The organism is Cellulomonas sp. JZ18 (assembly GCF_009720485.1).
Lineage (GTDB): Bacteria > Actinomycetota > Actinomycetes > Actinomycetales > Cellulomonadaceae > Cellulomonas.
The window spans coordinates 3,549,119-3,574,380 of the sequence record NZ_CP045245.1 but is presented as its reverse complement, the minus strand read 5'-3'; the positions used below and the strand labels follow the sequence as shown (position 1 = coordinate 3,574,380).

The window sequence follows — 25,262 nt, the reverse complement described above, 5'->3', positions numbered from 1 at the left end:
CAGGCTACGCGGCGGCGCGGCCGGGCCCGCCGCCGCCCGTGTCAGGCGACGACCTCCGGCGGTGCCTGCTCGAGCAGCGCGACGACCTCGCCGGCCGGCCCCTGCGCCAGGACGAGCCGGCCGTACGGGGTGTCCTCCGGGCCGCTGACGACGGCGCCGCCGACCTCCGGCACGCGCCGCGCGGCCTCCTCGGCGTCCGTCACCGCGACGTACCAGGTCCACGCCGCGGGGACGTCCGCGCCGACGCCGGCGCCGTAGCCGCCCACGCCGACGGCCGGGGTCCCTCCGACGGCGAGGGAGGTGTACGTGAAGTCCGGTGCGCTCATGTCCGTCTGCTCGTACCCGAACAGGTCCGTGTAGAACCGGCGGGACAGGTCCGGGCGGTGCGACATCTGCTCGGCCCACACGAAGGCGCCGGGCTCGTCCGTGACGTCCCAGCCCGTGTGCGCGCCCGGCTGGTGGAGGCCGACGACCGCCCCCGCGGGGTCCGCGAGCACGGCGACGTCGCCCAGGCCGAGCACGGTCATCGGCCCGGCGAGCAGCTGCGCGCCGGCGGCGACCGCGTGCCCGACCGCGAGCGTCACGTCGTCGGCCGCGAGGTACACGCACCACGCCGCCGCCGCACCCGCCTCGGCCCCCTCGGCCGCGAGCAGGCCCGCGACCCGGTGCCCGTCGACCGACGCCGTGACGTAGCCCCCGCCTCCGCGCGGGGCTCCGAGAACTCCCAGCCGAGCAGGCCGCCGTAGAACCGCTGCGCGGCGGCGAGGTCCGGCACCGTGATGTCGGCCCACGCCGGGACGCCGGCGGGCCAGGAGCTGTCGTGAACCGTCATGCGCGTCGTGCCGCCTCTCGTCCTGGCCGCCCCGGCACCCGGGGCCGGACCGCGGCACAGCCAACCATCTCGGACGCCCGTCCGCATCACGCCGGTCGTCGTCCTCGGGACGCGGCGCCGCCGGCGCTGTGCTACGCCGGACGCATGACGTCCACGCCCGACCGGCGGACCACGGCCCCCGACCCCGCCCGCGCGTCCGGGCGGAGCGACGACCGGGAGGGGCTCGCCGGGGACGAGGGTGCCGGCGGCGGGGAGTCGCTGCTGACGGTCGCGCTCGCGCTCGCGGCCAACGTGCTCATCGCGGTGGCGAAGTCGGTCGCGGCGGTCGTCACCGGCGCCGCGTCGATGCTCGCCGAGGCGGCGCACTCGTGGGCGGACGCCGGCAACGAGGTGCTGCTGCTCATCGCGCACCGCCGCGGCGAGCGGGCCGCGGACGCCGCGCACCCGCTCGGGCACGGGCGCGAGGTCTACGTGTGGTCGCTGTTCGCCGCGATCGGGCTGTTCGGCGTCGGCGCGGGCGTGTCCGTCACGCACGGGATCCAGGAGCTGGTGCACCCCGAGCCCGCGGGCTCGTTCGTCGTCGCGTACGTCGTGCTCGCGATCGCGTTCGTGCTCGAGGGCGTCTCGTTCGCGCAGGCGTGGCGGCAGTCGCGGGGGGACGCGCGACGCCGCCACCGCGGGCTCGTCGAGCAGGTGCTCGCCACGTCCGACCCGACCGTGCGGGCGGTCTTCTTCGAGGACGCCGCCGCGCTCGTCGGCATCGTCATCGCCGCGGCCGGCATCGCCGCGCACCAGGTGACGGGCTCGCCGGTGCCCGACGCGGTCGGCTCGATCCTGGTCGGGGTGCTGCTCGCCGTCGTCGCGCTCGTCCTCATCGCGCGCAACCTGCGCTTCCTCGTCGGGGAGGCGGTCGACCCGGGGCTGCGCGACGCGGCTCTGCGCCGGCTGCTCGCGATGCCGGAGGTGGCGCGCGTGACGAGCCTGCGGCTCGAGTTCGTCGGTGCCCGCCGCGTGTTCCTCGTCGGTGCGGTGGACCTGGCCGGCAACCCGGTGGAGGACGAGGCCGCGCACGTGCTCGCGCTCGTCGAGCGGCGCACGCGCGACGTCCCCGGCGTCGTCGGCGCCGTGCTGTCGCTCGCCGAGCCGGAGGAGCCCGCGCTCGTCCCGGCGGACGGCTGAGCGCCCCCGTCAGCCGCCCAGGCGCGCGGCGAGGAAGCGGCGGACCTCCTCGAGGTAGCGCTCGCGGGCCGGCGCGGGCGAGAGCGCGAGGTCGTGCGCGCCGCCCGACACCTGCACGAACGTCACGTCCGGCCCCAGCAGCGGCGCGCGGGCGGCGATCTGGGCCGGGTCGAGCACGGAGTCCGTCGTGAGCAGGGCGTCGTGGCGGCGGTCGTCGGGGCCGGCGGCGTCGGACGCCAGGACGAGCACGGGGCAGTCGACGGCGAGCCCGCGGGCGACACGTGCGTGACCGCGCCGCACCGTGCGCACGAAGCCCGCCCGCACCGCGAACCCGTGCGGCTTCCACGCGAGGTCGTAGTCCCACTCCCCGCCGGTGGCCGCGTGCAGCGCCTCGCCGTAGTGCCGCCCCAGGTGCGACACGACGAGCCGCGGTGCGACCCCGCCGACGACGTCGAGCACCTGCGTGAGCACGGTCCGCTCGAGGCGGCTGCCGCGCAGGTCGAGCCACGGCGAGTTCAGCACGAGCGCGTCGACGAGCCCGAGGCCCCGGCGCGCGTCCGCCCACAGCGCCGCGACCAGCCCCCGGTCGAGTGGGCGAGCACGACGACCCGCTCGTGCGTCCCGCGCAGCAGGCGCACCGCGGTGTCGATCTCCTCGGTGTACGTGGCCAGGTCGGTGATCTCGTTGGCGGGGCGGCCGGGCCGGATCGAGCGGCCGTAGTCACGCAGGTCGAGCGCCCACAGGTCGTAGCCGTCCTCGGCCAGCGCTGCCGCGACGTGCGGGTGGAAGAAGTAGTCGACGAACCCGTGCAGGTACAGCACGGCCGTGCGGGGCCGCGGCGGGGCCAGGTCCGTGGCCGTGTCCGGCGCCGCGTCGGGACGCCGGTGCACGAGCGTCGCGACCGGGTCGGGCGCACCGCGCCGGGACAGCGCGTCCGGGCGCAGCGGCAGGGTGCGTGCGACCCAGCCGGCGCCCAGCACGTCGTCGGTCTCGGGCGGTCCCACGGCGTCGTCGTCCACGGCGCCGATGCTGCCACCCGGCGCTGCCGACCGCGCCGGCGTCCCCCGCCCGCGCGTCGTCCACGCCGGGGCGTCCGCCCGTCGGGACAGGGCGGGCGACGACCCCGTGATCCGGCGCGTCGTCGCCGCGATGACGCGCCCGATCACGGGGTCGCGGCCGGTGGCGTCCCACGGTGCGGACCCGTGCGGCGGCGTGCTGCGCGGTGCCGGCCTGCTCGTCCCCGGCCGTGGCCCCCCGGAGGGCCGGGGACGAGCAGGCGGCGGTCCGCGGGTGGTGCGGCCTCAGGCGACCGACGGGACCGGGGTCGGCTGCGTCATGGGGCGCGCCGCGACGTGGCCCTGGCCGGCGACGTCGAGCGCGAGCTGCGTGATGCGCGCCGTGCCGTCCGGCTCGATCTCGACGGTCGACACCGACGCGTTCGGCAGCGGGACGAGGCCCACCGGGTCGACCGTCGCCAGGTACGCGCCGAGCGCCAGCCCGTGCCCGACGACGAGCACGTGCCCCTCCGGGTGCTCGGCGGCGATGCGTGCGAACACGGCGCGCGTGCGGCCCATGAAGTCGGCCGCGTGCTCCCCGCCCGGCAGGCCCGGGTGCGTGCCGGCGAGCACGTCGGTGACGAGGTCGGACCACGCGACGACGCCGTCGAGCGTCGACTCGGGCTTCTGCTCGTAGATGCCGAAGTGGTACTCGCGCAGGTCCGGGTCGGTGCGCAGCGGCACGTCGGGGTGGTGCCGCAGCAGCTCGACCGCGGTCGTCACGGCGCGCCCGGACGGCGACGCCCACGCCGCGGTGAACGGCACGTCGGCGAGGTACCGCGCGGTCGTGCGCACGCCCTCGCGTCCGGGGCGGGTCAGGGGCGAGTCGCAGCGTCCCTGCAGGATGCGCCGCGCGTTGAAGTGGGTGCGCCCGTGCCGGACGAGCGTCAGCGTGAGGGTCATCGGTGCCCTTCCTCTCCTGGTGTCACGGGGACGCTAGGCAGGGCGGGTGTCGGCCGGGCGACGCCGACGCGACGGTCCGGTGACGCGTGGACGTCGGCCCGCGCCAGCAGTGGTGAGCAGAGTTGAGCGGAATAGACTCAAGTCTGCGATCCGTTGAGGACGTCAGGAGAAACGACGACGTGCGGGGGGTCCCGCACAGGGAGGTCACGTGGACGCGAAGTTCACCACGCGGTCGCAGGAGGCACTCGGCGACGCGATCCAGCAGGCGAGCGCGGCCGGCAACCCGCAGCTCGAGCCGGCGCACGTCCTCAACGCGCTGCTGCAGCAGGAGGGTGGCGTCGCGAACGGGCTGCTCGACGCGGTCGGTGCCGACCGCACCGCGCTCGGCCGTGCCGTGCGCGGCATCCTCGTCAACCTGCCCTCGTCCAGCGGCTCGACGGTGGCGCAGCCCAGCGCGTCGCGGCAGACCGCCGCCGCGCTCGAGGCCGCCAACGCGGAGGCCCGCAGCCTGGGCGACGACTACGTCTCGACCGAGCACCTGCTCATCGGGCTCGCCGCCGGGCAGTCCGGCGTCGCCGACGCGCTGCGTGCTGCCGGGGCGTCACGCGACGCGCTCGTCGCCGCGCTCCCGTCGGTGCGCGGCAGCGCCCGGGTCACCACGCCGAACCCCGAGGGCACGTACAAGGCCCTCGAGCAGTACGGCGTCGACCTGACCCAGCGGGCGCGCGAGGGCAGGCTCGACCCCGTCATCGGCCGCGACGCGGAGATCCGCCGCGTCATCCAGGTGCTCAGCCGCCGCACCAAGAACAACCCCGTGCTCATCGGCGAGCCCGGCGTCGGCAAGACGGCCGTCGTCGAGGGGCTCGCGCAGCGCATCGTCGCCGGCGACGTGCCGGAGTCGCTGCGCGACAAGACGCTCGTCTCGCTCGACCTGGCGTCGATGGTCGCGGGCGCCAAGTACCGCGGCGAGTTCGAGGAGCGCCTCAAGGCCGTGCTCGCCGAGATCACGGCGTCCGAGGGGCAGGTCGTCACGTTCATCGACGAGCTGCACACGGTCGTCGGCGCGGGCGCCGGCGGCGAGGGCGCCATGGACGCGGGCAACATGCTCAAGCCCATGCTGGCCCGCGGCGAGCTGCGCCTGGTGGGCGCGACGACGCTCGACGAGTACCGCGAGCGCATCGAGAAGGACCCGGCGCTCGAGCGGCGGTTCCAGCAGGTGTTCGTCGGCGAGCCCTCGGTCGAGGACACCGTCGCGATCCTGCGCGGCCTGCGCGAGCGGTACGCCGCGCACCACCGCGTGGAGATCTCCGACGGCGCGATCGTCGCGGCGGCGACGCTGTCCGACCGGTACATCACCGGACGCCAGCTGCCCGACAAGGCGATCGACCTGATCGACGAGGCCGCCTCGCGCCTGCGCATGGAGCTCGACTCGTCCCCGGTGGAGATCGACGAGCTGCAGCGTGCCGTCACGCGTCTGGAGATGGAGGAGCAGTTCCTCGCCACCGCCGACGACCCGGCCTCGCAGGACCGTCTCGCGCGGCTGCGCGCCGACCTGGCGGACCGCCGCGAGGAGCTCGCCGCGCTCAACGCCCGGTGGGAGAAGGAGAAGGGCGGCCGCAACCGGGTCGGCGACCTGCGCGTGCGCCTCGACCAGCTGCGTGCCGACGCGGACCGTGCCCAGCGCGAGGGCGACCTCGCCACGGCCGGCCGCCTGCTCTACGGCGAGATCCCGGCGGTCGAGAAGGAGATCGCCGCGGCGGAGGCCTCCGAGGCCGAGCCGACCGAGGCGCCGATGATCGCCGAGAAGGTCGGCCCGGACGAGGTCGCCGAGGTCGTGGCCGCGTGGACCGGCATCCCCGCCGGCCGGCTGCTCGAGGGCGAGACGCAGAAGCTGCTGCGCATGGAGGAGGTCATCGGGGAGCGCCTGATCGGCCAGAAGGCGGCCGTCGCGGCGGTCTCCGACGCGGTGCGCCGCGCCCGGGCCGGTGTCTCGGACCCCGACCGCCCGACGGGCTCGTTCCTGTTCCTCGGCCCCACCGGCGTCGGCAAGACCGAGCTCGCGAAGGCGCTCGCGGACTTCCTGTTCGACGACGAGCGCGCCATGGTGCGCATCGACATGAGCGAGTACGGCGAGAAGCACTCCGTCGCCCGGCTCGTCGGGGCGCCCCCGGGGTACGTCGGCTACGAGGAGGGCGGCCAGCTCACCGAGGCCGTGCGGCGTCGGCCGTACTCGGTCGTGCTGCTCGACGAGGTCGAGAAGGCGCACCCCGAGGTGTTCGACGTGCTGCTGCAGGTGCTCGACGACGGCCGCCTGACGGACGGCCAGGGGCGCACGGTCGACTTCCGCAACGTCATCCTCGTGCTGACGTCGAACCTGGGGTCGCAGTTCCTCGTCGACCCGCTGCTCGACGAGGGCGCGAAGCGCGACGCCGTCATGGGCGCCGTGCGCACCGCGTTCAAGCCGGAGTTCCTCAACCGGCTCGACGACGTCGTCGTCTTCGACCCGCTGAGCCTGGAGCAGATCGGCTCCATCGTGGACCTGCAGGTCGGGCTGCTGGCCCGCCGCCTGGAGGACCGCCGCCTCACGCTCGAGGTCACGCCCGGCGCGCGCGAGTGGCTCGCGATCGAGGGGTACGACCCGGCGTACGGCGCGCGTCCGCTGCGCCGGCTGGTGCAGAAGGAGATCGGCGACCGGCTGGCGCGGTCGCTGCTCGCGGGCGACGTCCGCGACGGCGACACCGTGCACGTCGACCTCGGCGAGGGCGGCCTGACGCTCAAGGCCACCCGCTGACGTCCGCCCGGGCCTCGCTCGCCGAGCGGGCGGGGCCCGGGGTGGGCAGCCTGGGGGCATGGCGACGACGGACGACGTGGACCGGCCGGGCGCGCAGCACTGGGTGCCCGAGGGCGGCGACGTGGACGCGCTGCGGGACGCCGCACCGGCGTGCCGCGGCTGCGAGCTGTGGGCGCCGGCGACGCAGGTCGTGTTCTCCGAGGGGCCCGCGCAAGCCGCCGTGATGCTGGTCGGTGAGCAACCCGGCGACAAGGAGGACCTGGCGGGGGAGCCGTTCGTCGGGCCCGCCGGCCGGGTGCTGCACGAGGCCCTGGCCGCCGCCGGGCTCGACCCGGAGCAGGTGTACGTGACGAACGCGGTCAAGCACTTCCGGTTCGAGCAGCGCGGCAAGCGGCGGATCCACAAGACCCCGCTGGTCACGCACCTGCGCGCGTGCGTGCCCTGGCTCGAGGCGGAGATCGCCGCCGTGCGACCGCGCGTCGTCGTCGCGCTCGGCGCGACGGCCGCCCGCGGGGTGCTGGGACGCACGGTCGCGGTCGGCACGGAGCGTGGGCGCGTCCTCGACGCCGGCGGGCGGGCCGTCGTCGTCACGGCGCACCCGTCGTCCGTGCTGCGTCTGCGCGAGCGCGCCGAGCGCGAGGCGGCCACGGCCGCGATCGTCGACGACCTGCGCGTGGCGGCGGGCGCCGCTGCCGGCTGACCGTCGTCCCGCCCCCGCTCGGGACCGCCCGAGCACCGACCCGGGGGAAGGCCCACGCGCGACCGGCACACCCCCGTGGCAGCATCGACGGGATGGTCCACCACGCCGCCGCCCTGGCCAGCGCCCCGACGACGTCCGTGCTCGCCGCCGCCGGCGGCACCGAGCTGACCGGTCTGGCCGGCTGGGTGGTGAGCGTGATCGAGTCGCTGGGCCCCGTGGGGTCGGCCTGCTCGTCGCGCTGGAGAACCTCTTCCCGCCGATCCCGTCCGAGGTGATCCTGCCGGTCGCCGGGTACGTCGCGTCGCAGGGGACATGCCGCTGGGGTGGGCGATCGCGGCGGCCGTCATCGGCGCGGTGCTGGGCGCGTGGGTGCTCTACGGCCTGGGGTACTGGGTCGGGCGCGACCGGATCCGCCGCTGGATGCAGAAGATCCCGCTCATGGAGGCCTCCGACCTCGACAAGGCCGAGGGCTGGTTCGAGCGGCACGGCGGTGCGGCCGTGCTCATCGGCCGGTGCGTGCCGGTCGTGCGGAGCCTGATCTCGATCCCGGCCGGCGTCGAGCGCATGCCGTTCTGGAAGTTCACGCTGTTCACGCTGCTCGGGTCGGCCGTGTGGAACGGCGGTCTCGTGCTCGCGGGCTACCTGCTGGGTGCGCAGTGGGAGGACGTCGGCCGGTACAGCGACTGGCTCAACTACGCCGTCTACGTGGCGATCGTGGTGGTCGTCGGCAAGTTCGTGTGGGACCGCACGGGTGCCCGTGGCGAGCGCCGCCGGCACGCCGGTGAGGGAGCCGTCTGACCCGCCGGGCGCTGCGGCCCCGGCTCACCCCTCCTGCGGCACGCTCGACGACGAGCCGGTGACGGGCTCCGGCGGCACCGCGAGGCACAGGCCGGACCGGTCACCGTCGCGCCAGCCCGCCTCGGTCGGCGCCCACGTCACGACCTCGACACCTGCCGCCGCCTCCTCCTCGGTGAGCACGCACGAGCGCGCCACCCGAGCGTGCGCCGCCTCCTGACCGGGCCACAGGGCGTCCGGGTCGAAGCCGTACTCGCCGATCACCTGCGCCTCGTGCTGCTGCGCGCACGGCACCACGCGCACGCGCCCGACCTCGCCGTCGGGCGGCAGCTCGGCGAGGCAGGAGCCGGTGACGAGCTGGACCGACCAGGCGTCGACCGGCTCGGTGACGTCCGGCGGCAGGGGGCGCGTGCGCGCCTCGTCGACGAACCGGGTGACCACGAGCGACCCGCCGACCACGACCGCCAGCGTGACGGCGACGCCGGCGACGAGGCGCAGCCGGCGGCCGCTCAGCCGGGGCCGGCCCGCCCCCGGGCGGGGCACGGCGTCCCAGCCCTCGGCGTAGTGCGTCGGCGGGTTCGGGTCCTCGATCGGCCCGTGCTCGGGCGCGTCGTCGGGGCCGCCCGGGCGGGTCGTGTCCACGGGGCGTCAGTCCGCGATCTCGAGGACGACGGGCACGTGGTCGGAGGGCTGCCTGCCCTTGCGCTCGTCGCGCACGAACGTCACGTCCGTGACCCGCGCGGCGAGCGCGGGGGTCGTGATCGCGTGGTCGATCCGCATGCCCTCGTTCCGCGGGAAGCGCAGCTGCTGGTAGTCCCAGTACGTGTACGTGTGCTCGGCGGGCACGTGCGTGCGGGTGACCTCGGTCCACCCGGCCTCGGCGAACGCGCGGAACGCGTCACGTTCGGCGGGCGTCACGTGCGTGCGGCCGGCGAACCGCTCGATGTCCCACACGTCGGTGTCGAGCGGGGCGATGTTCCAGTCGCCGACGAGCGCGGTCTGCGCGGCCGGGTCGTCGACGAGCCACTTCTGCGCCGCGTCGCGCAGGGCCGCGAGCCACTCGAGCTTGTACGTGTAGTGCGGGTCGCCGATCTCGCGGCCGTTCGGCACGTACAGGCTCCACACCCGCACGCCGCCGCAGGTCGCGCCCAGCGCGCGCGCCTCGACCACGGGCGGGTCGCCCCACGCGGGCTGCCCGGGGAAGGACGTCTCGACGTCGGCGATCCCCACGCGCGAGACGATCGCCAGGCCGTTCCACTGCGAGTACCCGTGCGTGGCGACCTCGTACCCGAGGGCCTCGAACGGCTCCCGCGGGAACGCCTCGTCCTTGACCTTCGTCTCCTGCAGCGCGAGCACGTCCACGCCCGACCGCTCGAGGAAGGCGACCGCGCGCTCGCACCGCGCCCGCACCGAGTTGATGTTCCAGGAAGCCACCCGCACGGGACGGAACGCTACCGGCGCCGGGGGACAGCCCCGGCGCCGGCAACGGCCGTGCGTCCTGCCCGCGGGGGAGTGGTCAGGGGCGGCGCCAGTCGTCCGACGTCATGTGCGAGCCGGCCATCGGGCCCATCCGCAGCATCCCGCCGTCCACCGGCCAGGACGCCCCGGTGACGTACCCCGCCTCGGGGCCGCACAGGAAGCGGACGACCGCGGCGATCTCGCGCGCGTCGCCCGGACGCGCCACGGGGATGCCCGGCCGGTGCTTGCCCTCCAGGGGCGTCTCGTCCTCCTGGCCCGTCATGGGCGTCGCGATCTCGCCGGGCGCGACCGCGTTGACCGTGATGCCGTGCTCGGCGAGCTCGAGGGCCGCCACCTGCACGAGCAGCCCCAGACCGCCCTTGGCGGCGCAGTACGCGCCCGAGCCGACGCGGGGCGCGTGCTCGTGCACGCTCGTGATCGCGACGACCCGTCCGCCCGTGCCCTGCTCGACCATGTGCCGCGCCGCGGCCTGCAGGCAGACGAACGCGCCGTCGAGGTCGACGGACAGCACGTGCCGCCAGTCCTCGAACGTCGTGTCCAGCAGCAGCGTGGAGGTGCCCGTGCCCGCGTTCAGCACCGCCGCGTCGACCCCGCCCATCGCCCGGATCGCCTCGTCCACCACGGGTGCGGCCGCCTGCGGGTCGCCGAGGTCGAGGTACACCACGTGCGCCTGCGCACCGGCCGCCTCGACCTCCTCGGCGGTGGACCGCGCGCCCGCCTCGTCCTCGTGCCACGTGATCGTCACGTGCTCGGCGCCGTCCGCGAGCGCGACCGCGGTGGCCTTGCCGATGCCCGAGTCCGAGCCGGTGACAAGGACGCGCCGCGGGCGTGCGCCCTCGGTGGCGTCGGGCTGCGCGCTCATGCGTCACCGACCGACTGGTCGGGCGCCACCTCCGGGTCGTCGCCCTGCTGGTCGCGCCGGCCCCCGCCCTCGGGCGGGATCGGGGAGCCCGACCTGTCGAAGGTCGTGTCGTCGCCCTTGGGGCCCTGCGGGTTCTCCGCCCCGCCGTCGGTGTCGTCCAGCTCGGCCGCCAGCGTGGCGCCCGGCCCGGCCCCCTCGGTCTCCGCCGGGTCCTGCTCCGTCGCGCCCGTGCCCGTCACGTCCCTGCTCATGCCGCTCCTTCTCGTCCGTGCCGTCCTGGTGCCACCGCGACCCGGGCGGGGCGGACGTGACGCCCGGCCCCGCCCGGCCGGCTCACTGGTCGCCGACCTTCTTGTCGGCGGCCGACTGCGCCTTGTCGATCTGCTCGTCGTGCTTGCCGCCGGTGGCGGACGACGCGGCGTCGGAGCCCTTCTCGAGCGCGGCGTCGCTCGCCTGCTCGCCCTTCTCGCCCTGCATCGCGTCGGACGCCTTGCCCTTGAGGTCGTCGATGCCCATGCGTGTCACCCCTCGTGGTCGTCGGTCGGTGCCGTTCCATGCTGCGGTCCTCCCGCCGGGCCCGCACCCGCACCCGGCATCCGCGTCGGCGTCCCCGGTGGGCGCACGTCAGCCCTCGTCCCGGTCGAGCGCCGCGAGCCCCTCGGGGTCCTGCTCCTAGGCGAGGACGAGGGCGGCGAGGCCGGGATCCTCCGGCAGCCGGGGGTCGCGCACGTACCGCAGGGGGTCCCGGGCGATGGTGGCCATCTGCAGCCGCGCCTGCTGGTCGCGCCGCACGACCTCGCGTGCCGCGTCGAGCGCGGGCCCGAGCACGAACGAGGTGAGGTCCTGCTCCCGCAGCCGTGCGGCCTGCCGCAGCAGCGCCAGGCCGTCCTCGGTCAACCGCATGTGCAGGCGGGCGGTGCGCGGCCCGAACACCTCGTCCCAGCTCATGCCCGCACCGTACGGACGGCCGCCGTGCGCCGTCGGCGCCCGTCCCCAGCTCGCCTCGCGCCCGTCCCCAGCCCGCCTCGCGCCCGTCCCCAGCCCGCCAGGCGGCTCGTTGCGTCCCCAGCACGGCGACCGCCGCCCCGGGTGGTGCCGGCGCCGTGCTCGCGCTGCGCTCCGGAGCAGTCCGAGATCACGACACGGGCCCCGTGCCGTCTGCCCGCGAGGGTGGGGCACCTCGTCCGAGCGTGTGCGCACGGCGTGCGGACGAGCGTGCGCACGGGTGGCGAGGGCCTGCGGACTGCGGCGAGGGGCGTGTCGTCGGACTCCCCGACGCGTCCATGGGGCGCGCGCTGCTACCGGTGGTGTGCCCCCCGCCGCCAGCCGTGCGTACGCCTGTGCGCACCCCGTGCGTACACGCGCGGGAGACGTCTTCTCCCCGGGCCGGTGCGCGTTCGGCCGGCGGGAGCGGTGTGGAGCCTCGGTGTGCGAGGGGCACCGGCCGGGGCACGGCGAGGGCCGGGCGCCTCCCCGCACCCGGCCCTCGCCACCCGGTGGTCGCGGCGTCCCCTCTCGACGCCGCGCTCACCCGTCCTCAGCGCACGTCGTCGTCGACCCAGTCGAACGTGCGGGTGACCGCCTTCTTCCACAGGCGGTATTGACGGTCGCGCTCGTCGGCGTCCATCGACGGCTCCCACCGCTTGTCCTCGGCCCAGTTGTCCACGACGTCCTGCTCGCCGGACCAGAAGCCCACGGCGATGCCGGCCGCGTACGCGGCGCCGAGCGCGGTCGTCTCCGCGACCTTCGGCCGGATCACCGGCACGCCGAGGATGTCCGCCTGGAACTGCATGAGCGCGTCGTTCGCGACCATGCCGCCGTCCACCTTGAGCTCGGTGAGGTCGACGCCGGAGTCCGCGTTCATGGCGTCGAGCACCTCGCGGGTCTGGAACGCCGTCGCCTCCAGGGCCGCCCGGGCGATGTGCCCCTTGTTCACGTACCGCGTCAGGCCGACCAGCGCGCCGCGGGCGTCGGAGCGCCAGTACGGCGCGAACAGGCCCGAGAACGCGGGGACGAAGTACGCGCCGCCGTTGTCCTCGACCGTCGAGGCGAGCCGCTCGATCTCCGGGGCCGACGAGATGATGCCCAGGTTGTCGCGCAGCCACTGCACGAGCGACCCCGTCACGGCGATCGACCCCTCGAGCGCGTACACCGCGTCCCGGTCGCCGATCTTGTACGCGACCGTGGTGAGCAGGCCGTTCTTGCTCGGCACCGGCTGCGTGCCGGTGTTGATGAGCATGAAGTTGCCGGTGCCGTACGTGTTCTTCGCGTTGCCGACGTCGAAGCACGCCTGGCCGAACGTCGCGGCCTGCTGGTCGCCGAGGATGCCCGCGATCGGCACGCCCGGCACCATGCCGCCCTGGCGGCCGGTCCCGTACACCTCGGACGACGAGCGGATCTCCGGCAGCATCGAGACGGGGATCCCCATCTCGGCGGCGATCTCCTCGTTCCAGGTGAGCGAGTCGACGTTCATGAGCATCGTCCGCGACGCGTTCGTCACGTCCGTGACGTGCACGCCGCCGTCGGTGCCGCCCGTCATGTTCCACAGCAGCCACGCGTCGGTGTTGCCGAACGCGAGCCGGCCCGCCTCCGCCTTCTCCCGCGCGCCCTCGACGTTGTCGAGGATCCAGCGGATCTTCGGGCCGGAGAAGTACGTGGCCAGCGGCAGGCCGACGCGGTCCTTGTACCGCTCGGCACCGCCGCCGAGCGCGGCCAGCTCGTCGCAGATCTTCTGCGTCCGGGTGTCCTGCCAGACGATCGCGTTGTAGACGGGCTGCCCGGTCTCGCGGTCCCACACGACCGCGGTCTCGCGCTGGTTCGTGATGCCGACGGCGGCGATGTCGCGGTAGGTGAGGTTGGCGCGGGTGAGCGCGAGGGCGACGACCTCGCGGGTGTTGGTCCAGATCTCCGCCGCGTCGTGCTCGACCCACCCGGCCCTCGGGAAGATCTGCTCGTGCTCCTTCTGGCCGCTGGAGACGATCTGGCCGGAGTGGTCGAAGACGATCGCGCGCGTGCTCGTCGTGCCCTGGTCGATGGCGATGACGTACTGCTCGGACATGCGGGGTCCCTCCTGAGGGGCGTCGTCGGGGGAGTCGGTGGGCGGGCTGCGTCAGCCGATGTAGGCCTGCGCGACCAGGCCGGCGAGGACGCCGCCGACCAGGGGGCCGGCGACCGGCACCCACGCGTAGGACCAGTCGCTGCTGCCCTTGCCGCGGATCGGCAGCACGGCGTGCGCGATGCGCGGGCCGAGGTCACGGGCCGGGTTGATGGCGTAGCCCGTGGGGCCGCCGAGGCTGGCGCCGATGCCGACCACGAGGAGCGCGACGGCCAGCGGGCCGAGCTCGGACGGCGTGCTGCCGAACGCCAGGACGATGAACACGAGCACGAACGTGCCGAGGACCTCGGTGACGAAGTTCCAGGAGTACGACCGCAGCTCGGGGCCGGTGGAGAACACGCCCAGCTTCACCGCCGGGTCCGCGTCCATGTCGAAGTGCTTCTTGTACGCGAGGAAGGCGAGGGTGGCGCCGAGGAACGCACCGATCAGCTGGGCCACGACGTACAGCAGCGCGTTCCCCGCGTTCGCCTCGACCCCCGGCGCGAACTCCTCCGCCCCGCTGGTCCACAGGCCGGCGGTCACCGCGGGGTTCAGGTGCGCGCCCGACTTGAACGCGGCGAAGACGCCCGCGAACACCGCGAGGCCCCACCCGAAGTTGATCAGCAGCCAGCCCCCGCCGAAGCCCTTCGTGCGCGGCAGGATCACGTTCGCGACCACACCGGCACCGAGCAGGAGGAGCATCCCCGTCCCGATGATCTCGGAGACGAACGCCTCCGCCATCGTGTACTCGACTGTCTCCACTGGCAGACCTCTCTCTGTGACGTCGTTGTCGCGTGCGGGTCACGCCCTGCGGCGTGCCCCGGGCCCCCTGCGTGCGGCGGTGCCGCGGGTGACGAAGGTGGTGCGGTGCCGACCCGCCGGGGACCGGGTGCTGCCCGGTCCCCGGCGGGCCGGACGTCAGGTGCCGTACGGCGCGGCGGTGCCCCGTCCGGAGGGGGAGCCCGGCTTCGTGCCCGGGTCGACCTCGCCCCCGATCGGCAGGAGCGGCGTGATGTCCTGCGCGGCGAGCCGTGCGCGCTCGGCGGACTCGTCGTCCGGCTCGGCGGCGGCGGCGTCCTCCGCCTCCGCACGCGCGCGGTACGCCGCGATCTCGCGCTCGCGCGTCGCGTCGTCCCAGCCGAGGACGGGACCGATGAGGTCCGCGATCTCCTCCAGCGCGCCGACGCCCTTGTCCGCCTGCTCGTAGTTGAGCCGCGTGCGGTGCATGAGGACGTCGTCGAGGTGCAGCGCACCCTCGTGCGTGACCGCGTACAGGACCTCCGCCCCGATGTACGCGGGGGCGTTGCGCAGCGGCTCCGCCAGCTCGGGACGCTCGTCGATCATGTCCGTGAGCTCGTGGATCAGGGACCCGTACCGGTGCAGCAGGTGGTCCATGCGCGGGCGGTCCCAGCCGTAGCGCGCCGCGATCGCGCGGGCCTGGCGCTGCACGACGCGCAGCCCCTCCGCGCCGACGAGCGGCACGTCGTCCGTGATCGACGGCAGCGTCGTGGCGCGCGAGCCGATCGCGAAGTCGACGGCGTCCTTCGCCATGACCCGGTAGGTGGTGAGCTTGCCGCCGGCGATGACCGTCAGGCCGGGGGTGGGGGAGGCGACGGTGTGCTCGCGCGACACCTTCGCCGACGAGGTGCCCTCCTTCGTCCCCGGCTGCAGCAGGGGACGCAGGCCGGCCCACGTGCCGATGACGTCCTCGCGCGAGATCGGCCGTGCCAGCACCTGGTTCGCGTGCTCGATGACGTAGTCGATGTCGGCGCTCGTCGCGACGGGGTGCACGAGGTCCTGCTCGTACGGGGTGTCCGTCGTGCCGATCACCCAGTAGCGGGACCACGGGATGATGAACAGGACCGACTTCTCGGTCTGCAGGATCAGCCCCGTGTTGCCCTCGATGCGCGAGCGCGGCACCACGATGTGGATGCCCTTCGACGCGAGCACGCGCAGCCCGCCCTCGGTCTCGGCGAGGGCCTCCGTCTTCTCCGTCCACACGCCGGTGGCGTTGATGACGTTGCGCGCGCGGACGTCGAGGTGCTCGCCCGTCTCCAGGTCGACCAGCTCGGCACCCGTGACCGCGCCGCCGCTGGTGGTGTGCAGGCGCACGAGCTGGGTGCGCGAGGCGGCGTGCGCCCCGTACGAGACGGCCGTGCGGACCAGCGTCTCGACCAGCCGCGCGTCGTCGACGCTCGCGTCCCAGTACCGGACCGCGCCCACGGCGGCGTCGTGCCGCAGGTCGGGGAACAGGCGCTCCATGCCCTTGCGGGTCAGGTGCCGGTGGATCGGCATGGCGCGGCGCCCGCCGGAGACGGACGCGAGCGTGTCGTACAGCGCGACGCCCGCGCCCACGTACGCGCGCTCCCAGACCCGGTTCTCCAGCGGGTACAGGAAGCTCACGGGCTTCACGAGGTGCGGGGCCAGGCGCGTGATGAGCAGGTCGCGCTCGGTCAGCGCCTCGCGCACGAGGTGGAAGTCGAGCATCTGCAGGTAGCGCAGCCCGCCGTGGACGAGCTTGCTCGAGCGGCTGGAGGTGCCGCTGGCCCAGTCCTGGGCCTCCACGACGCCGGTGGACAGGCCGCGTGTGACCGCGTCGAGCGCGATGCCCGCACCCGTCACACCACCGCCGACCACCAGCACGTCGAGCTCGCTGTCGCGCTCCGAGGTGCGCCGCAGCGCCTCGAGGGCGTCCTGCCGTGCCTGCACCGTCAGGGGTGCGGTTCTCATGTGCGGGTCCTCCCCGGAGCCGTCGCGCGGCGTCGTGGTCGTTCGTCGGCTCCCTCGCGAGCGGCCCCCTCGCTCGCCGGATTCGTCGCGGCTATGGTCATCACGTCCAGAACGGACGCGCAACCGGACTGCACGAACGTGCAGCGGTTGACCCGCGCATGACGCACGCAGGGGGCGGTGCTGGATGTACGTGGAGCGGGAGCAGGACGTGCTGCGCGCAGCGTCGATGTACTACCTGCAGGACCTCAAGATGGAGGTCATCGCGCGGCACCTCGGCACGTCGCGCTCGACCGTCTCGCGGCTCATCAAGCGGGCCCGCGAGACCGGGCTCGTCGAGATCACGCTGCGTCCCGCGAGCACCCGTGCACCCGGCCTCGGCCGGTCGATCGCGTCGACGTTCGGCATCGAGACGTACGTCGTCCCCGTGCCTGACTCCGCCGGCACCGTCGAGCGCCTCGACCAGGTCGCGATGACCGCCGCGCGCCTGCTCGCCTCGTGGTTCGACTCCGACATGGTCATGGGCGTCGCCTGGGGGACGACGATCGCCGCGGTCTCGCGCTACCTCGCGCCCAAGCCCACGCGCGGGTCCGCGGTCGTGCAGCTCAACGGGGCGGCGAACATGCGCACGTCCGGCGTGGAGTACGCGAGCGACCTCATCTCCTCCTTCGGCTCCGCCTTCGGTGCCGCCGTGCACCACTTCTCCGTGCCCGCGTTCTTCGACTACCCCGACACCAAGGCCGCCATGTGGCGCGAGCGGTCGGTGCGCCGCGTGCTCGACATGCAACGACGTGCGGACATCGCCGTGTTCTCCGCCGGCGCGGTCGCGGGCGCCGTGCCGTCCCACGTGTACTCCGCGGGGTACCTCGACGACGCCGACGTGCGGCTCCTGCACGACGAGGGCGTCGTCGGCGACGTCTGCACCGTGTTCCTGCGCGCCGACGGCTCCTGGCAGGACGTCTCCCTGAACGAACGTGCGACCGGCCCCAGCCCCGACGAGCTGCAGCGCATCCCCCGGCGGGTCTGCGTCGTCGCCGGCGACAACAAGGTTGCGCCGCTGCTCGCGGCGCTGCGGGCCGAGGTCGTCACGGACCTCGTCGTCGACGAGCTCACCGCGACCGCCCTCGTCGACGCCGCCGCCGGCGGACACCGCGCGGACCGGCGCCGCCGGACTGTCTAGGTTGGGGACGTGAGCGCTCCCCAGGTCGTCGTGCGGCCGGCCCTGCCCGCGGACGTCCGGGCGATCCGCGCCCTGGTCGAGCCCTACGCCGCGCAGCGGATCCTGCTGGCCAAGGAGTGGGTCGGCTACTACGAGTCGGTGCAGGAGTTCGTCGTCGCGCAGGCCGGCGACGAGGTCGTCGGGTGCGGTGCGCTGCACGTGATGTGGGAGGACCTCGCGGAGATCCGCACGCTCGCGGTGGACGAGCGGTGGCGCGGCCGCGCGGTCGGCCACGCCCTGCTCGACACGCTCGTGGACCGCGCGCGCGGGCTCGGGCTGCGCCGCGTCTTCTGCCTGACGTTCGAGGTCGACTTCTTCCGCCGGCACGGGTTCCGGGCCATCGACGGGACGCCCGTGGCGCAGGAGGTGTACGCCGAGCTGCTGCGCTCGCACGACGACGGCGTCGCCGAGTTCCTCGACCTCGCCCGGGTCAAGCCGAACACGCTCGGCAACACGCGCATGCTGCTCGACCTCGCGGGGGAGGACGCCGCCGGCTGAGACGCGTCAGTGCGGCAGGCGGTACGTCGGCGCGTCGTCGACCGAGGCCGCCGGGACCCGCACCACCAGGCCGTCCGCGACGAGCGCGTCGACGCAGCGGACGAGCTGCGCCGCGTCCGGCCACACCGCGTCCACCGCGCTCGCGGGCACCGGGCCGAGGGCCTCGCGCAGCAGCGCCATGACGCGCCCGCGCACCTGCCGGTCCGTGCCGGTGAACGGCTGCGTGCGGCGGCGGTGCGCGTGCACGTCGCCGGGACGTCCCGCGGCCACCCACCGGCACAGCTCGCGCACCGGGCACGCGTCGCAGCGCGGGCTGCGGGCGGTGCAGACGAGCGCGCCGAGCTCCATCGACGCGGCGGCCCAGCGGGCGGCGGTCGCGTCGTCGTCCGGCACGTAGGACGCCGCCAGCCGTGTCTCGGCCACGGTCTGCGCGGGTGCGGGCAGCGCCTCGCCGGCGACCGTGCGCGCCAGCACGCGGCGGACGTTCGTGTCGAGCACCACGGACCGCCGCCCGAACGCGAACGCCAGCACGGCCGCGGCCGTGTACGCGCCGACGCCGGGCAGCGCCCGCAGCTGGGCCTCGTCGGCGGGCAGGTCGCCGCCGTGCCGCTCGACGACCGCTCGCGCGCACTCCTGCAGGCGCAGCGCACGGCGGGGGTAGCCGAGCCGGTCCCACGCCCGCAGCACGTCCCCCGTGGGGGCGGCCGCCAGGTCCGCGGGGCCGGGCCAGCGCGCCATCCACGCGCGCCACGCAGGCTCCACCCGCGCGACCGGCGTCTGCTGCAGCATCACCTCGCTGACGAGCACGCCCCACGGCGTGCGGTCCGCCGAGCGCCACGGCAGGTCCCGCGCGTGCGCGTCGAACCACGCGAGCACGGGGGCCCGCAGCGCGTCGGGGGCGGGGGCGTCGGGCGCGTGCACGCGCCCATGGTGCGGCACGCCGCCGACGTCGCCGACACGCCGCCCGGGCGTGGGCGCGTCGTGCGGCCCGGCACGGCCGCGGCTCGTACGGTGGACGACGCACCGCGGCGACCCGCGGCGACCTGCCCACCGGAGGAACCATGAGCGACCGGCACGTCCCGCAGCGCCTGCCCGCCCGCGTGTACTGGGTGCGGCGGTTCGTCGTGCTGGGGCTGCCGCTGCTGCTCGTCGTGCTGCTCGTCGTGTGGCTCGCCGGGCGCGGCGGCGACGGGGCCCCCACGGCCGCGACGTCCCCGTCGGCGCCCCGGCCGGTGCGGCGGCCGGCGGAGCCGCCGAGGAGCCCGCCGCGGACGAGCCCGCCGCCGAGGAGCCCGCCGGCGAGCAGGAGCCCGAGGGCGGTGTGGCCCCGTGCACCCCGGCGCAGCTCGGCGTCGCCATCACGCCGGGCGCGGAGACCTTCCCCGAGGACGTCGAGCCGACGTTCACCGTCAGCATCACCAACGCCGGCGACGAGCCGTGCCTCGTCGACGCCGACGACGCGAGCCGCGAGGTGCTCGTGACGTCGGGGTCGGACCGGATCTGGTCGAGCCGGGACTGCCTGCCTGCCGAGGTGGAGCCGCTGACGCTGCTGCTCGCCGGTGGTCAGGTGGACGAGCGGGTGCTCACCTGGCCGCGCGTGCGGTCCGCCGAGGGCTGCCCGGGCGGCCTGCCCGAGCCGGGGGAGGGCACGTACTCCGCCACGGTCGCGGTCGGCGGGGCGACGTCGGCCGCGGCGGTGTTCGGCCTCGGCTGACCCCCGGGGCACGCCCGCGGTGGTCGGTCAGACGTAGCGCTCGAGGATGCTCGACTCCGCGAGCCGCGACAGGCCCTCGCGGATCGAGCGGGCGCGCTGCTCGCCGACCCCGTCGACGGCCATGAGGTCCTCGATCGTCGCCGCGAGCAGCTTCTGCAGGCCGCCGAAGTGCGCGACCAGCCGGTCCACCACCGGTGCGGGCAGGCGGGGCACCTTCGACAGCAGGCGGTGACCGCGCGGCCCGACGGCCGCGTCGAGCGCCTCACCGCCGCCGGGCAGGCCCAGCACGCGGCCGATCGCCGCGATGTCGATGAGCTCGGTCGAGCCGAGCTGCGCGAGCTCGTCGAGCACGGACTCCACCGAGCGGCGACCCGTGTCCACGTAGTCGCGGATGACGAGCTCGCGCTCGGTGCCGACGCCGCCGACGAGCTCGTCGAGCTGGAGGGTGAGCAGGCGGCCGTCGCTGCCGAGCTCGACGACGTAGCCGGCGATCTCGTCGGCGATGCGCCGGACCATCTCGAGCCGCTGCACGACCGCGGACACGTCGCGCACCGTGACGAGGTCCTCGATCTCCAGCGCCGAGAGGGTGCCGCTGACCTCGTCGAGGCGGGCCTTGTAGCGCTCGAGCGTCGCGAGCGCCTGGTTCGCGCGCGAGAGGATCGCCGTCGAGTCCTCCAGCACGTGCCGGGAGCTGCCGACCCACAGCGCGATGATGTGCATCGAGGCGGAGACCGAGATCACGGGCAGACCGGTCTGCTTGGCGACCCGCTCGGCCGTGCGGTGCCGGGTGCCCGACTCGCTCGTCTCGATGCCGGGGTCGGGCAGCAGCTGCACGGCGGCGCGGACGATGCGCCCGCGCACGGGGTCGATGACCACGGCGCCGTCCATCTTGGCCAGCTCGCGCAGGCGCGTGGCGGAGAACTCGACGTCGAGCACGAAGCCGCCGGAGCACAGCTGCTCGACGGTCTCGTCCATGCCGAGGACGATCAGCGCGCCGGTCCGGCCACGCAGGATGCGCTCGAGGCCGTCGCGCAGCTCCGAGCCGGGGGCGACGGCGGCGAGGGTGGACCGGAGCAGGTCCTCCTGCGGGGTCTGGTGCGGCACGGCGGAATCGTATCGGGGGCGTGACGTGATGACCGAGACCGTCGTCACGCGTCGTCGTCGGACCGGTCTGCGGACCGGTCCCCGTCGGTGGGCGCCAGGCCCGCGAGGACGGCGGCGGCGAGGTCCGCGACCTCGAGCACGCGCAGCCCGTCGGGGACCGCGACCTCGCCCAGCGTGCCGAGCGGGACCACCGCGCGAGCGCAGCCGAGCCGGGCCGCCTCAGCGAGCCGGCGCCCCACGCCGGACACCGGGCGGATCTCCCCGGCGAGCCCGACCTCGCCCACCGCGACGAGGCCGGGGTGCACCGGCACGTTCTCGCGGGCGCTGACGGCGGCGAGCGCGAGCGCGAGGTCGGCGGCCGGCTCGACGACGCGCGCGCCGCCCACGGTCGACAGGTACACGTCCTGGTCGGCGAGCCGCGCGCCGAGGCGCCGCTGCAGCACGGCGAGCACCATGGCCAGCCGGCTGCCGTCCACGCCGCTCGTCGTGCGCCGCGGGTTCGGCACGACGCTCGGCGCGACAAGGGCCTGCACCTCCGCCGCCAGCGGTCGCCGGCCCTCGAGCGTGACGGTCAGGCACGTGCCCGGCACGTCGCTGGCGAGCCGGGACGTGAACAGGCCCGAGGGGTCCGCGAGCCCCACGATCCCGTGCTCGGACAGGTCGAAGCAGCCCACCTCGTCGCTCGGCCCGAAGCGGTTCTTGGTGGCCCGCAGCAGCCGCAGCCGCGCGTGCCGGTCGCCCTCGAACTGGCACACGACGTCCACGAGGTGCTCGAGCGTGCGCGGCCCGGCCACGGACCCGTCCTTCGTCACGTGCCCGACCAGCACCACGGGCATGCCGCGGGACTTGGCGGCCGCGATGAGCGCACCGGTCACCTCGCGGACCTGGGCGACGCCGCCCGCGGTCCCCTCGACCTGGGCCGAGGCCACCGTCTGCACCGAGTCGAGCACCAGGAGCTCGGGGTCGACCTGCTCGACGTGCCCCAGCACGGTCGCCAGGTCCGTCTCGTCCGCGAGCAGCAGGTGGGGGTCGAGCGCACGGATCCGGCCCGCGCGCAGGCGCACCTGCGCGGCCGACTCCTCACCCGTGACGTACAGGACCCGCCGGCCCGCGCGCGCCGTGCGCGCCGCCACGTCGAGCAGCAGGGTCGACTTGCCCACGCCCGGCTCCCCGGCGAGCAGCACGACCGCGCCGGGCACCAGGCCGCCGCCGAGGACGCGGTCCAGCTCGGCCACGCCGGTCGGTCGCGCCGTGGCCGCCTCCACGTCGATCTCGTGGATGGGGCGCGCGGGGTTGCGCGCGGGCGAGACCGCGACCGTGCGGGGCGCGCCGCCGCCGGGGCCGACGTCCTCCGCGACCGTGCCCCACGCCTGGCACTCGCCGCAGCGCCCGACCCACTTGGACGCGCCCCACCCGCACTCGGAGCAGCGGAAGGCGGGGCGGGCGTCGGCGCCGCGGTCGGCGCGCCGGGTCGTCGTGGGGCTCACGGGACGCACGCTACGGGGGACCACCGACACCGCTCGGTAGGCTGCCCGGGGTCCGGCGGCCGCCGGACAGCGACACGAGGGGGAGCCCGCCCGATGAGCGACACCGGACGACCGGGACCGAGCGGCCCCTGGGAGCCGACGAGCGGACCGGCGTGGGCGCCGCGCCAGGCCCCGCCGGGCAGCCGTCGGGCCCGGCCGGCGGACCCCGTCCGGCCGGCGGACCCGCTCACGCCGGCGCTCCCGGTCCGGCCGGCGGCGCCGCGGGGAGCGACGCCCCGGCGCCCGCTCCGCAGACCGCGTCCCGCCGCCCCGCGTGGCTCCTGCCCGTCGCGGTCGGCGCGGCCGTCCTCGTCGTCGCCGGCGTGGTGACCGGCGTGCTCCTCTCGCGCGGCGGCGCGCAGTCGCCCGCCGCGACCGCGACCACGGTCGTCCTGCCGTCCCCGACCCCCACGGTCGCACCCGCCGCCCGTGCCGCCACGACGGCCTTCGCCACCGCGCTGCCCGCCTCCGTGCTGCAGTACGCGCTCGCCACCTCCGAGGAGGACCCCGAGCCGGTCGCCGCGGGCGCGCTCGAGGCGTGGACGGAGACGTTCACCGACGGCGGCGCCGCGACGCTGACGGTCCGCGCGGCGCAGTTCGAGACGCCGGAGGAGGCGGCCGCGTACGCCGCGTCCCTGGTCGCGACGCTGCCGGCGGCGGCGCCGAGCCCGGCAGCGAGCCCCGCAGCGAGTCCGTCCACGAGCCCGTCCGCCACGGCGGACGACGCGCCCGCCCTGCCCGCGTCGGGCGAGGTCCAGGCCGGCGGCGCGGTCGTCGGCACCTACACGGTGGTCGACGCCGGGGACGGCACCGGCGTCGCCGTGTGGCAGAACGGCACGGCGGTGCTGCGGCTCACGGCCCCGGTCGAGGACGTCGCCGACGCGTACGCGGCCTTCCCGCTCTGACGCCGTCCCACCGGGCTCCCGCGGGGACGCGGGGCAGGATGGGCGGGTGCGCCTCCTCCTCGTCCGGCACGGGCAGACGTCGTCGAACGTCGGTCACCACCTCGACACGGCCGAGCCCGGCGCCGACCTGACCCCGCTCGGGCGGCGGCAGGCGGACGCGCTCGTGCCCGTGCTGGCGGGCCGGGGTGTCGACGCGGTGTACGCGTCCACCCTCGTGCGCACGCAGCAGACGGCGGCCCCGCTCGCGGCCGCGCTCGGCCTCGACGTGCAGGTGCGCGCCGGTCTGCGCGAGGTGTCCGCGGGGACGCTGGAGATGGCGTCGGACCACGCGTCCGTCATGGCCTACCTCGAGGCCGTCCTGCGCTGGGGCACGGGCGACCTCGCCGCGTGCGTGCCCGGCGGTGAGGACGGCACGCGCGCGCTCGCCCGCTTCGACGCGGTGGTCGAGGAGGTCGCGGCGGCCGCCCGCACCGCGGTCGTCGTCAGCCACGGCGCGATGATCCGCGCGTGGGTGGCGGCCCGCTGCGCGGACGTGGGCCCGGAGGGGGCCGCGACGCGGGAGCTGTCCAACACGGGTGCGGTCACGCTCGTCGGGGCGCCCGGCCGCTGGCGGCTGGAGGAGTGGCACACGCGTGCCCTCGGCGGCGTCGACGACCTCGCCGACGACGGCGCCGCGGCGGACACCGTGCCGCCGGCGGCGCTGCGGGGCCCGTCGCCGCGCTGACGGGCGGCGCGCGGGACGCGTCCGCCGTACCGGCGCGCTGTGCCGGTGGTGCGCTGGCCCTGTGAGGAGGCTGAGCGGGGGCGGCGGACCGTGCCCCTCGTCGCCCGGACGGACGCGCCGGTGTCCTACGGTGTGCGTCGTGCACGAGCGCCCGTCCGTCCCGCCCGTCCGGGCTGCGGCGCCCGCCGCGGGTCCCGCCCCGTCCGGCCGCCGCCGCGCGCGCGCCGTCGTGGTCGCGTGGGCGGTCGCCGTCGCGCTGGTCTCCGCACTCGCCGTCGGCGGCCTGTGGCGGCTGTTCGTCGCCACGTGGGCGGGGCAGCGGGTCGAGGACGCCGCGCTCGACGGCGCCCGGTTCGGGCAGGGCCGGCTGTGGACCGTGGCCGAGCCGGTGCTCGACGTCGTCTCCGTCGGGTTCGTCGCGGGCGTCCTGCTGGCGGCCGTGCTCATCGCCGTCGTCCGCCGCCGCTGGTCGCTGGCCGTGCAGGTCGCCGTGCTCGTCGGCGGCGCGAACCTCACGACCCAGGCCGTCAAGCGCCTGCTCGACCGCCCCGACCTCGGGGTCGGCGCGGACTACGGCAACACCCTGCCGAGCGGCCACACGACGGTCGCGGCGTCGGTGTCCGCGGCGCTGCTGCTGGTCGTGCCGCCGCGCGCGCGTCCCGCGGCCGCGGTCGTCGGCGCGGGCTACACGGCGGCGACGGGCGTCTCGACGCTCGTCGGGCAGTGGCACCGCCCGTCGGACGTCGTCGCCGCGGCGTTCGTCGTGCTCGCGTGGGTCGCGGTCGTGTGCGGTGCCATGGCGCTCACCCCCGCGCCCTCGACGACCACGGCGGCGCTGGCACGCGTGGCGGGCGGCGACCGCTGGTGGCGGCGCACGCGTGCGACGATCGTCGCGCTCCTCGTGGCGGGCGTCGGCACCGGCGCGTTCGCCGCGATGCTGCTCGCGCGGACGTGGGCGGTGCGCGGGGACGTGCCGACGGGACGCGGCGAGCTGGCCGCCTACGCCGGGGGCGTCTCGGCCGTCGTCGCGGCGTCCTGCCTGGCCTTCGCGGCCATGCTCGTCCTGCGGCACGCCGCGGGGTCGCGGGACGAGACGGCCGCCGCACGCGCTTGACGCGGGGACGTAGAGTCCCCCGGGTAACCCACCCCCTCCAC

At 75.8% G+C, this 25,262-nt stretch carries 27 protein-coding genes; 11 read left to right on the top strand and 16 right to left on the bottom strand.

The genetic code is table 11. The features are described 5' to 3' along the window. Nucleotides 1-41: 41 nt before the first annotated feature. Nucleotides 42-605 carry a VOC family protein gene (locus GC089_RS16100; protein WP_155378488.1) on the bottom strand — a complete coding sequence of 188 codons (564 nt, stop codon included), beginning with the start codon at nucleotides 603-605 and terminating at the stop codon, nucleotides 42-44. 371 nt (nucleotides 606-976) lie between these two features. Between GC089_RS16100 and GC089_RS16095 the strand changes: the two genes are divergently transcribed. After that, nucleotides 977-2,011, top strand: coding sequence for a cation diffusion facilitator family transporter (locus GC089_RS16095; RefSeq protein ID WP_155378487.1), 1,035 nt, complete (start codon nucleotides 977-979; stop codon nucleotides 2,009-2,011). Between the two features lie 9 nt (nucleotides 2,012-2,020). Here the strand turns inward: GC089_RS16095 and GC089_RS20235 are convergent, their stop codons facing one another. The 3 genes from GC089_RS20235 to GC089_RS16085 form a co-directional block, all read right to left on the bottom strand. Further along, nucleotides 2,021-2,533, bottom strand: coding sequence for a hypothetical protein (locus GC089_RS20235; RefSeq protein ID WP_370514025.1), 513 nt, complete (start codon nucleotides 2,531-2,533; stop codon nucleotides 2,021-2,023). Next, nucleotides 2,527-3,030, bottom strand: a complete 504-nt coding sequence (locus tag GC089_RS20230) for an alpha/beta hydrolase (protein ID WP_370514024.1) — start codon at nucleotides 3,028-3,030, stop codon at nucleotides 2,527-2,529. Before GC089_RS20230 ends, GC089_RS20235 begins: the two co-directional genes overlap by 7 nt. Nucleotides 3,031-3,312: 282 nt before the next feature. Next, complete coding sequence (locus GC089_RS16085) at nucleotides 3,313-3,969, bottom strand: histidine phosphatase family protein (RefSeq protein ID WP_155378486.1); 657 nt, start codon at nucleotides 3,967-3,969, stop codon at nucleotides 3,313-3,315. 208 nt (nucleotides 3,970-4,177) lie between these two features. Between GC089_RS16085 and clpB the strand changes: the two genes are divergently transcribed. The 4 genes from clpB (at nucleotide 4,178) to GC089_RS16070 (ending at nucleotide 8,258) form a co-directional block, all read left to right on the top strand. Next, nucleotides 4,178-6,760 carry an ATP-dependent chaperone ClpB gene (gene clpB, locus GC089_RS16080; RefSeq protein WP_155378485.1) on the top strand — a complete coding sequence of 861 codons (2,583 nt, stop codon included), beginning with the start codon at nucleotides 4,178-4,180 and terminating at the stop codon, nucleotides 6,758-6,760. A gap of 58 nt (nucleotides 6,761-6,818) precedes the next feature. Continuing rightward, entirely contained in the window at nucleotides 6,819-7,460 is a 642-nt protein-coding gene (locus GC089_RS16075; RefSeq protein ID WP_155378484.1) for a UdgX family uracil-DNA binding protein, read from the top strand. A 92-nt stretch (nucleotides 7,461-7,552) separates the two neighbouring features. Continuing rightward, nucleotides 7,553-7,735 (top strand): hypothetical protein, encoded by a 183-nt coding sequence (locus GC089_RS19400; protein WP_230684887.1) that lies wholly within the window; start codon nucleotides 7,553-7,555, stop codon nucleotides 7,733-7,735. Between the two features lie 37 nt (nucleotides 7,736-7,772). Next, a complete protein-coding gene (locus GC089_RS16070) occupies nucleotides 7,773-8,258 on the top strand; it encodes a DedA family protein (RefSeq protein WP_230684886.1) in 486 nt (161 codons plus the stop codon). A gap of 24 nt (nucleotides 8,259-8,282) precedes the next feature. On the opposite strand, the gene GC089_RS16065 is transcribed toward GC089_RS16070, so the two are convergent. From GC089_RS16065 to GC089_RS16025, 9 genes are all read right to left on the bottom strand, one after another. Beyond that, entirely contained in the window at nucleotides 8,283-8,897 is a 615-nt protein-coding gene (locus GC089_RS16065; protein WP_230684885.1) for a hypothetical protein, read from the bottom strand. A gap of 6 nt (nucleotides 8,898-8,903) precedes the next feature. Beyond that, nucleotides 8,904-9,695: an exodeoxyribonuclease III gene (locus GC089_RS16060; protein WP_155378483.1), complete on the bottom strand. Its 792-nt coding sequence runs from the start codon at nucleotides 9,693-9,695 to the stop codon at nucleotides 8,904-8,906. A gap of 76 nt (nucleotides 9,696-9,771) precedes the next feature. After that, nucleotides 9,772-10,596 carry an SDR family oxidoreductase gene (locus GC089_RS16055; RefSeq protein WP_155378482.1) on the bottom strand — a complete coding sequence of 275 codons (825 nt, stop codon included), beginning with the start codon at nucleotides 10,594-10,596 and terminating at the stop codon, nucleotides 9,772-9,774. Beyond that, complete coding sequence (locus tag GC089_RS16050; protein WP_155378481.1) at nucleotides 10,593-10,847, bottom strand: hypothetical protein; 255 nt, start codon at nucleotides 10,845-10,847, stop codon at nucleotides 10,593-10,595. Before GC089_RS16050 ends, GC089_RS16055 begins: the two co-directional genes overlap by 4 nt. Before the next feature lie 82 nt (nucleotides 10,848-10,929). Beyond that, nucleotides 10,930-11,112 carry an Rv0909 family putative TA system antitoxin gene (locus GC089_RS16045; protein WP_155378480.1) on the bottom strand — a complete coding sequence of 61 codons (183 nt, stop codon included), beginning with the start codon at nucleotides 11,110-11,112 and terminating at the stop codon, nucleotides 10,930-10,932. 156 nt (nucleotides 11,113-11,268) lie between these two features. Continuing rightward, nucleotides 11,269-11,544: a DUF1778 domain-containing protein gene (locus tag GC089_RS16040; protein ID WP_155378479.1), complete on the bottom strand. Its 276-nt coding sequence runs from the start codon at nucleotides 11,542-11,544 to the stop codon at nucleotides 11,269-11,271. A 589-nt stretch (nucleotides 11,545-12,133) separates the two neighbouring features. Continuing rightward, nucleotides 12,134-13,654 (bottom strand): glycerol kinase GlpK, encoded by a 1,521-nt coding sequence (glpK, locus tag GC089_RS16035; RefSeq protein ID WP_155378478.1) that lies wholly within the window; start codon nucleotides 13,652-13,654, stop codon nucleotides 12,134-12,136. A gap of 51 nt (nucleotides 13,655-13,705) precedes the next feature. Continuing rightward, nucleotides 13,706-14,431: an MIP/aquaporin family protein gene (locus GC089_RS16030; RefSeq protein WP_155379288.1), complete on the bottom strand. Its 726-nt coding sequence runs from the start codon at nucleotides 14,429-14,431 to the stop codon at nucleotides 13,706-13,708. 177 nt (nucleotides 14,432-14,608) lie between these two features. Continuing rightward, the gene (locus tag GC089_RS16025; RefSeq protein ID WP_155378477.1) at nucleotides 14,609-16,420 is read right to left on the bottom strand and encodes a glycerol-3-phosphate dehydrogenase/oxidase; all 1,812 of its coding nucleotides are present in this window, start codon (nucleotides 16,418-16,420) and stop codon (nucleotides 14,609-14,611) included. A 184-nt stretch (nucleotides 16,421-16,604) separates the two neighbouring features. Between GC089_RS16025 and GC089_RS16020 the strand changes: the two genes are divergently transcribed. Continuing rightward, nucleotides 16,605-17,597: a sugar-binding transcriptional regulator gene (locus GC089_RS16020; RefSeq protein ID WP_155378476.1), complete on the top strand. Its 993-nt coding sequence runs from the start codon at nucleotides 16,605-16,607 to the stop codon at nucleotides 17,595-17,597. A 9-nt stretch (nucleotides 17,598-17,606) separates the two neighbouring features. Further along, nucleotides 17,607-18,134 carry an amino-acid N-acetyltransferase gene (locus GC089_RS16015; RefSeq protein WP_155378475.1) on the top strand — a complete coding sequence of 176 codons (528 nt, stop codon included), beginning with the start codon at nucleotides 17,607-17,609 and terminating at the stop codon, nucleotides 18,132-18,134. 6 nt (nucleotides 18,135-18,140) lie between these two features. Here the strand turns inward: GC089_RS16015 and GC089_RS16010 are convergent, their stop codons facing one another. Next, a complete protein-coding gene (locus tag GC089_RS16010; protein WP_230684884.1) occupies nucleotides 18,141-19,055 on the bottom strand; it encodes an A/G-specific adenine glycosylase in 915 nt (304 codons plus the stop codon). A 244-nt stretch (nucleotides 19,056-19,299) separates the two neighbouring features. Between GC089_RS16010 and GC089_RS16005 the strand changes: the two genes are divergently transcribed. Continuing rightward, nucleotides 19,300-19,848, top strand: a complete 549-nt coding sequence (locus tag GC089_RS16005; protein WP_155378473.1) for a hypothetical protein — start codon at nucleotides 19,300-19,302, stop codon at nucleotides 19,846-19,848. Between the two features lie 27 nt (nucleotides 19,849-19,875). On the opposite strand, the gene disA is transcribed toward GC089_RS16005, so the two are convergent. Further along, a complete protein-coding gene (gene disA / locus GC089_RS16000; protein ID WP_155378472.1) occupies nucleotides 19,876-20,952 on the bottom strand; it encodes a DNA integrity scanning diadenylate cyclase DisA in 1,077 nt (358 codons plus the stop codon). A gap of 44 nt (nucleotides 20,953-20,996) precedes the next feature. Beyond that, a complete protein-coding gene (radA, locus tag GC089_RS15995) occupies nucleotides 20,997-22,439 on the bottom strand; it encodes a DNA repair protein RadA (protein ID WP_155378471.1) in 1,443 nt (480 codons plus the stop codon). Between the two features lie 374 nt (nucleotides 22,440-22,813). On the opposite strand from radA, the gene GC089_RS15990 reads away from it, so the two are divergent. The 3 genes from GC089_RS15990 to GC089_RS15980 all read left to right on the top strand — a co-directional run bounded on the left by GC089_RS15990 (nucleotide 22,814) and on the right by GC089_RS15980 (nucleotide 25,221). Next, a complete protein-coding gene (locus GC089_RS15990) occupies nucleotides 22,814-23,383 on the top strand; it encodes a hypothetical protein (protein WP_155378470.1) in 570 nt (189 codons plus the stop codon). Between the two features lie 46 nt (nucleotides 23,384-23,429). Continuing rightward, the gene (locus GC089_RS15985; RefSeq protein WP_155378469.1) at nucleotides 23,430-24,107 is read left to right on the top strand and encodes a histidine phosphatase family protein; all 678 of its coding nucleotides are present in this window, start codon (nucleotides 23,430-23,432) and stop codon (nucleotides 24,105-24,107) included. Nucleotides 24,108-24,246: 139 nt separating this feature from the next. Continuing rightward, nucleotides 24,247-25,221 carry a phosphatase PAP2 family protein gene (locus GC089_RS15980; protein WP_155378468.1) on the top strand — a complete coding sequence of 325 codons (975 nt, stop codon included), beginning with the start codon at nucleotides 24,247-24,249 and terminating at the stop codon, nucleotides 25,219-25,221. The last annotated feature ends 41 nt before the right edge of the window (nucleotides 25,222-25,262 follow it).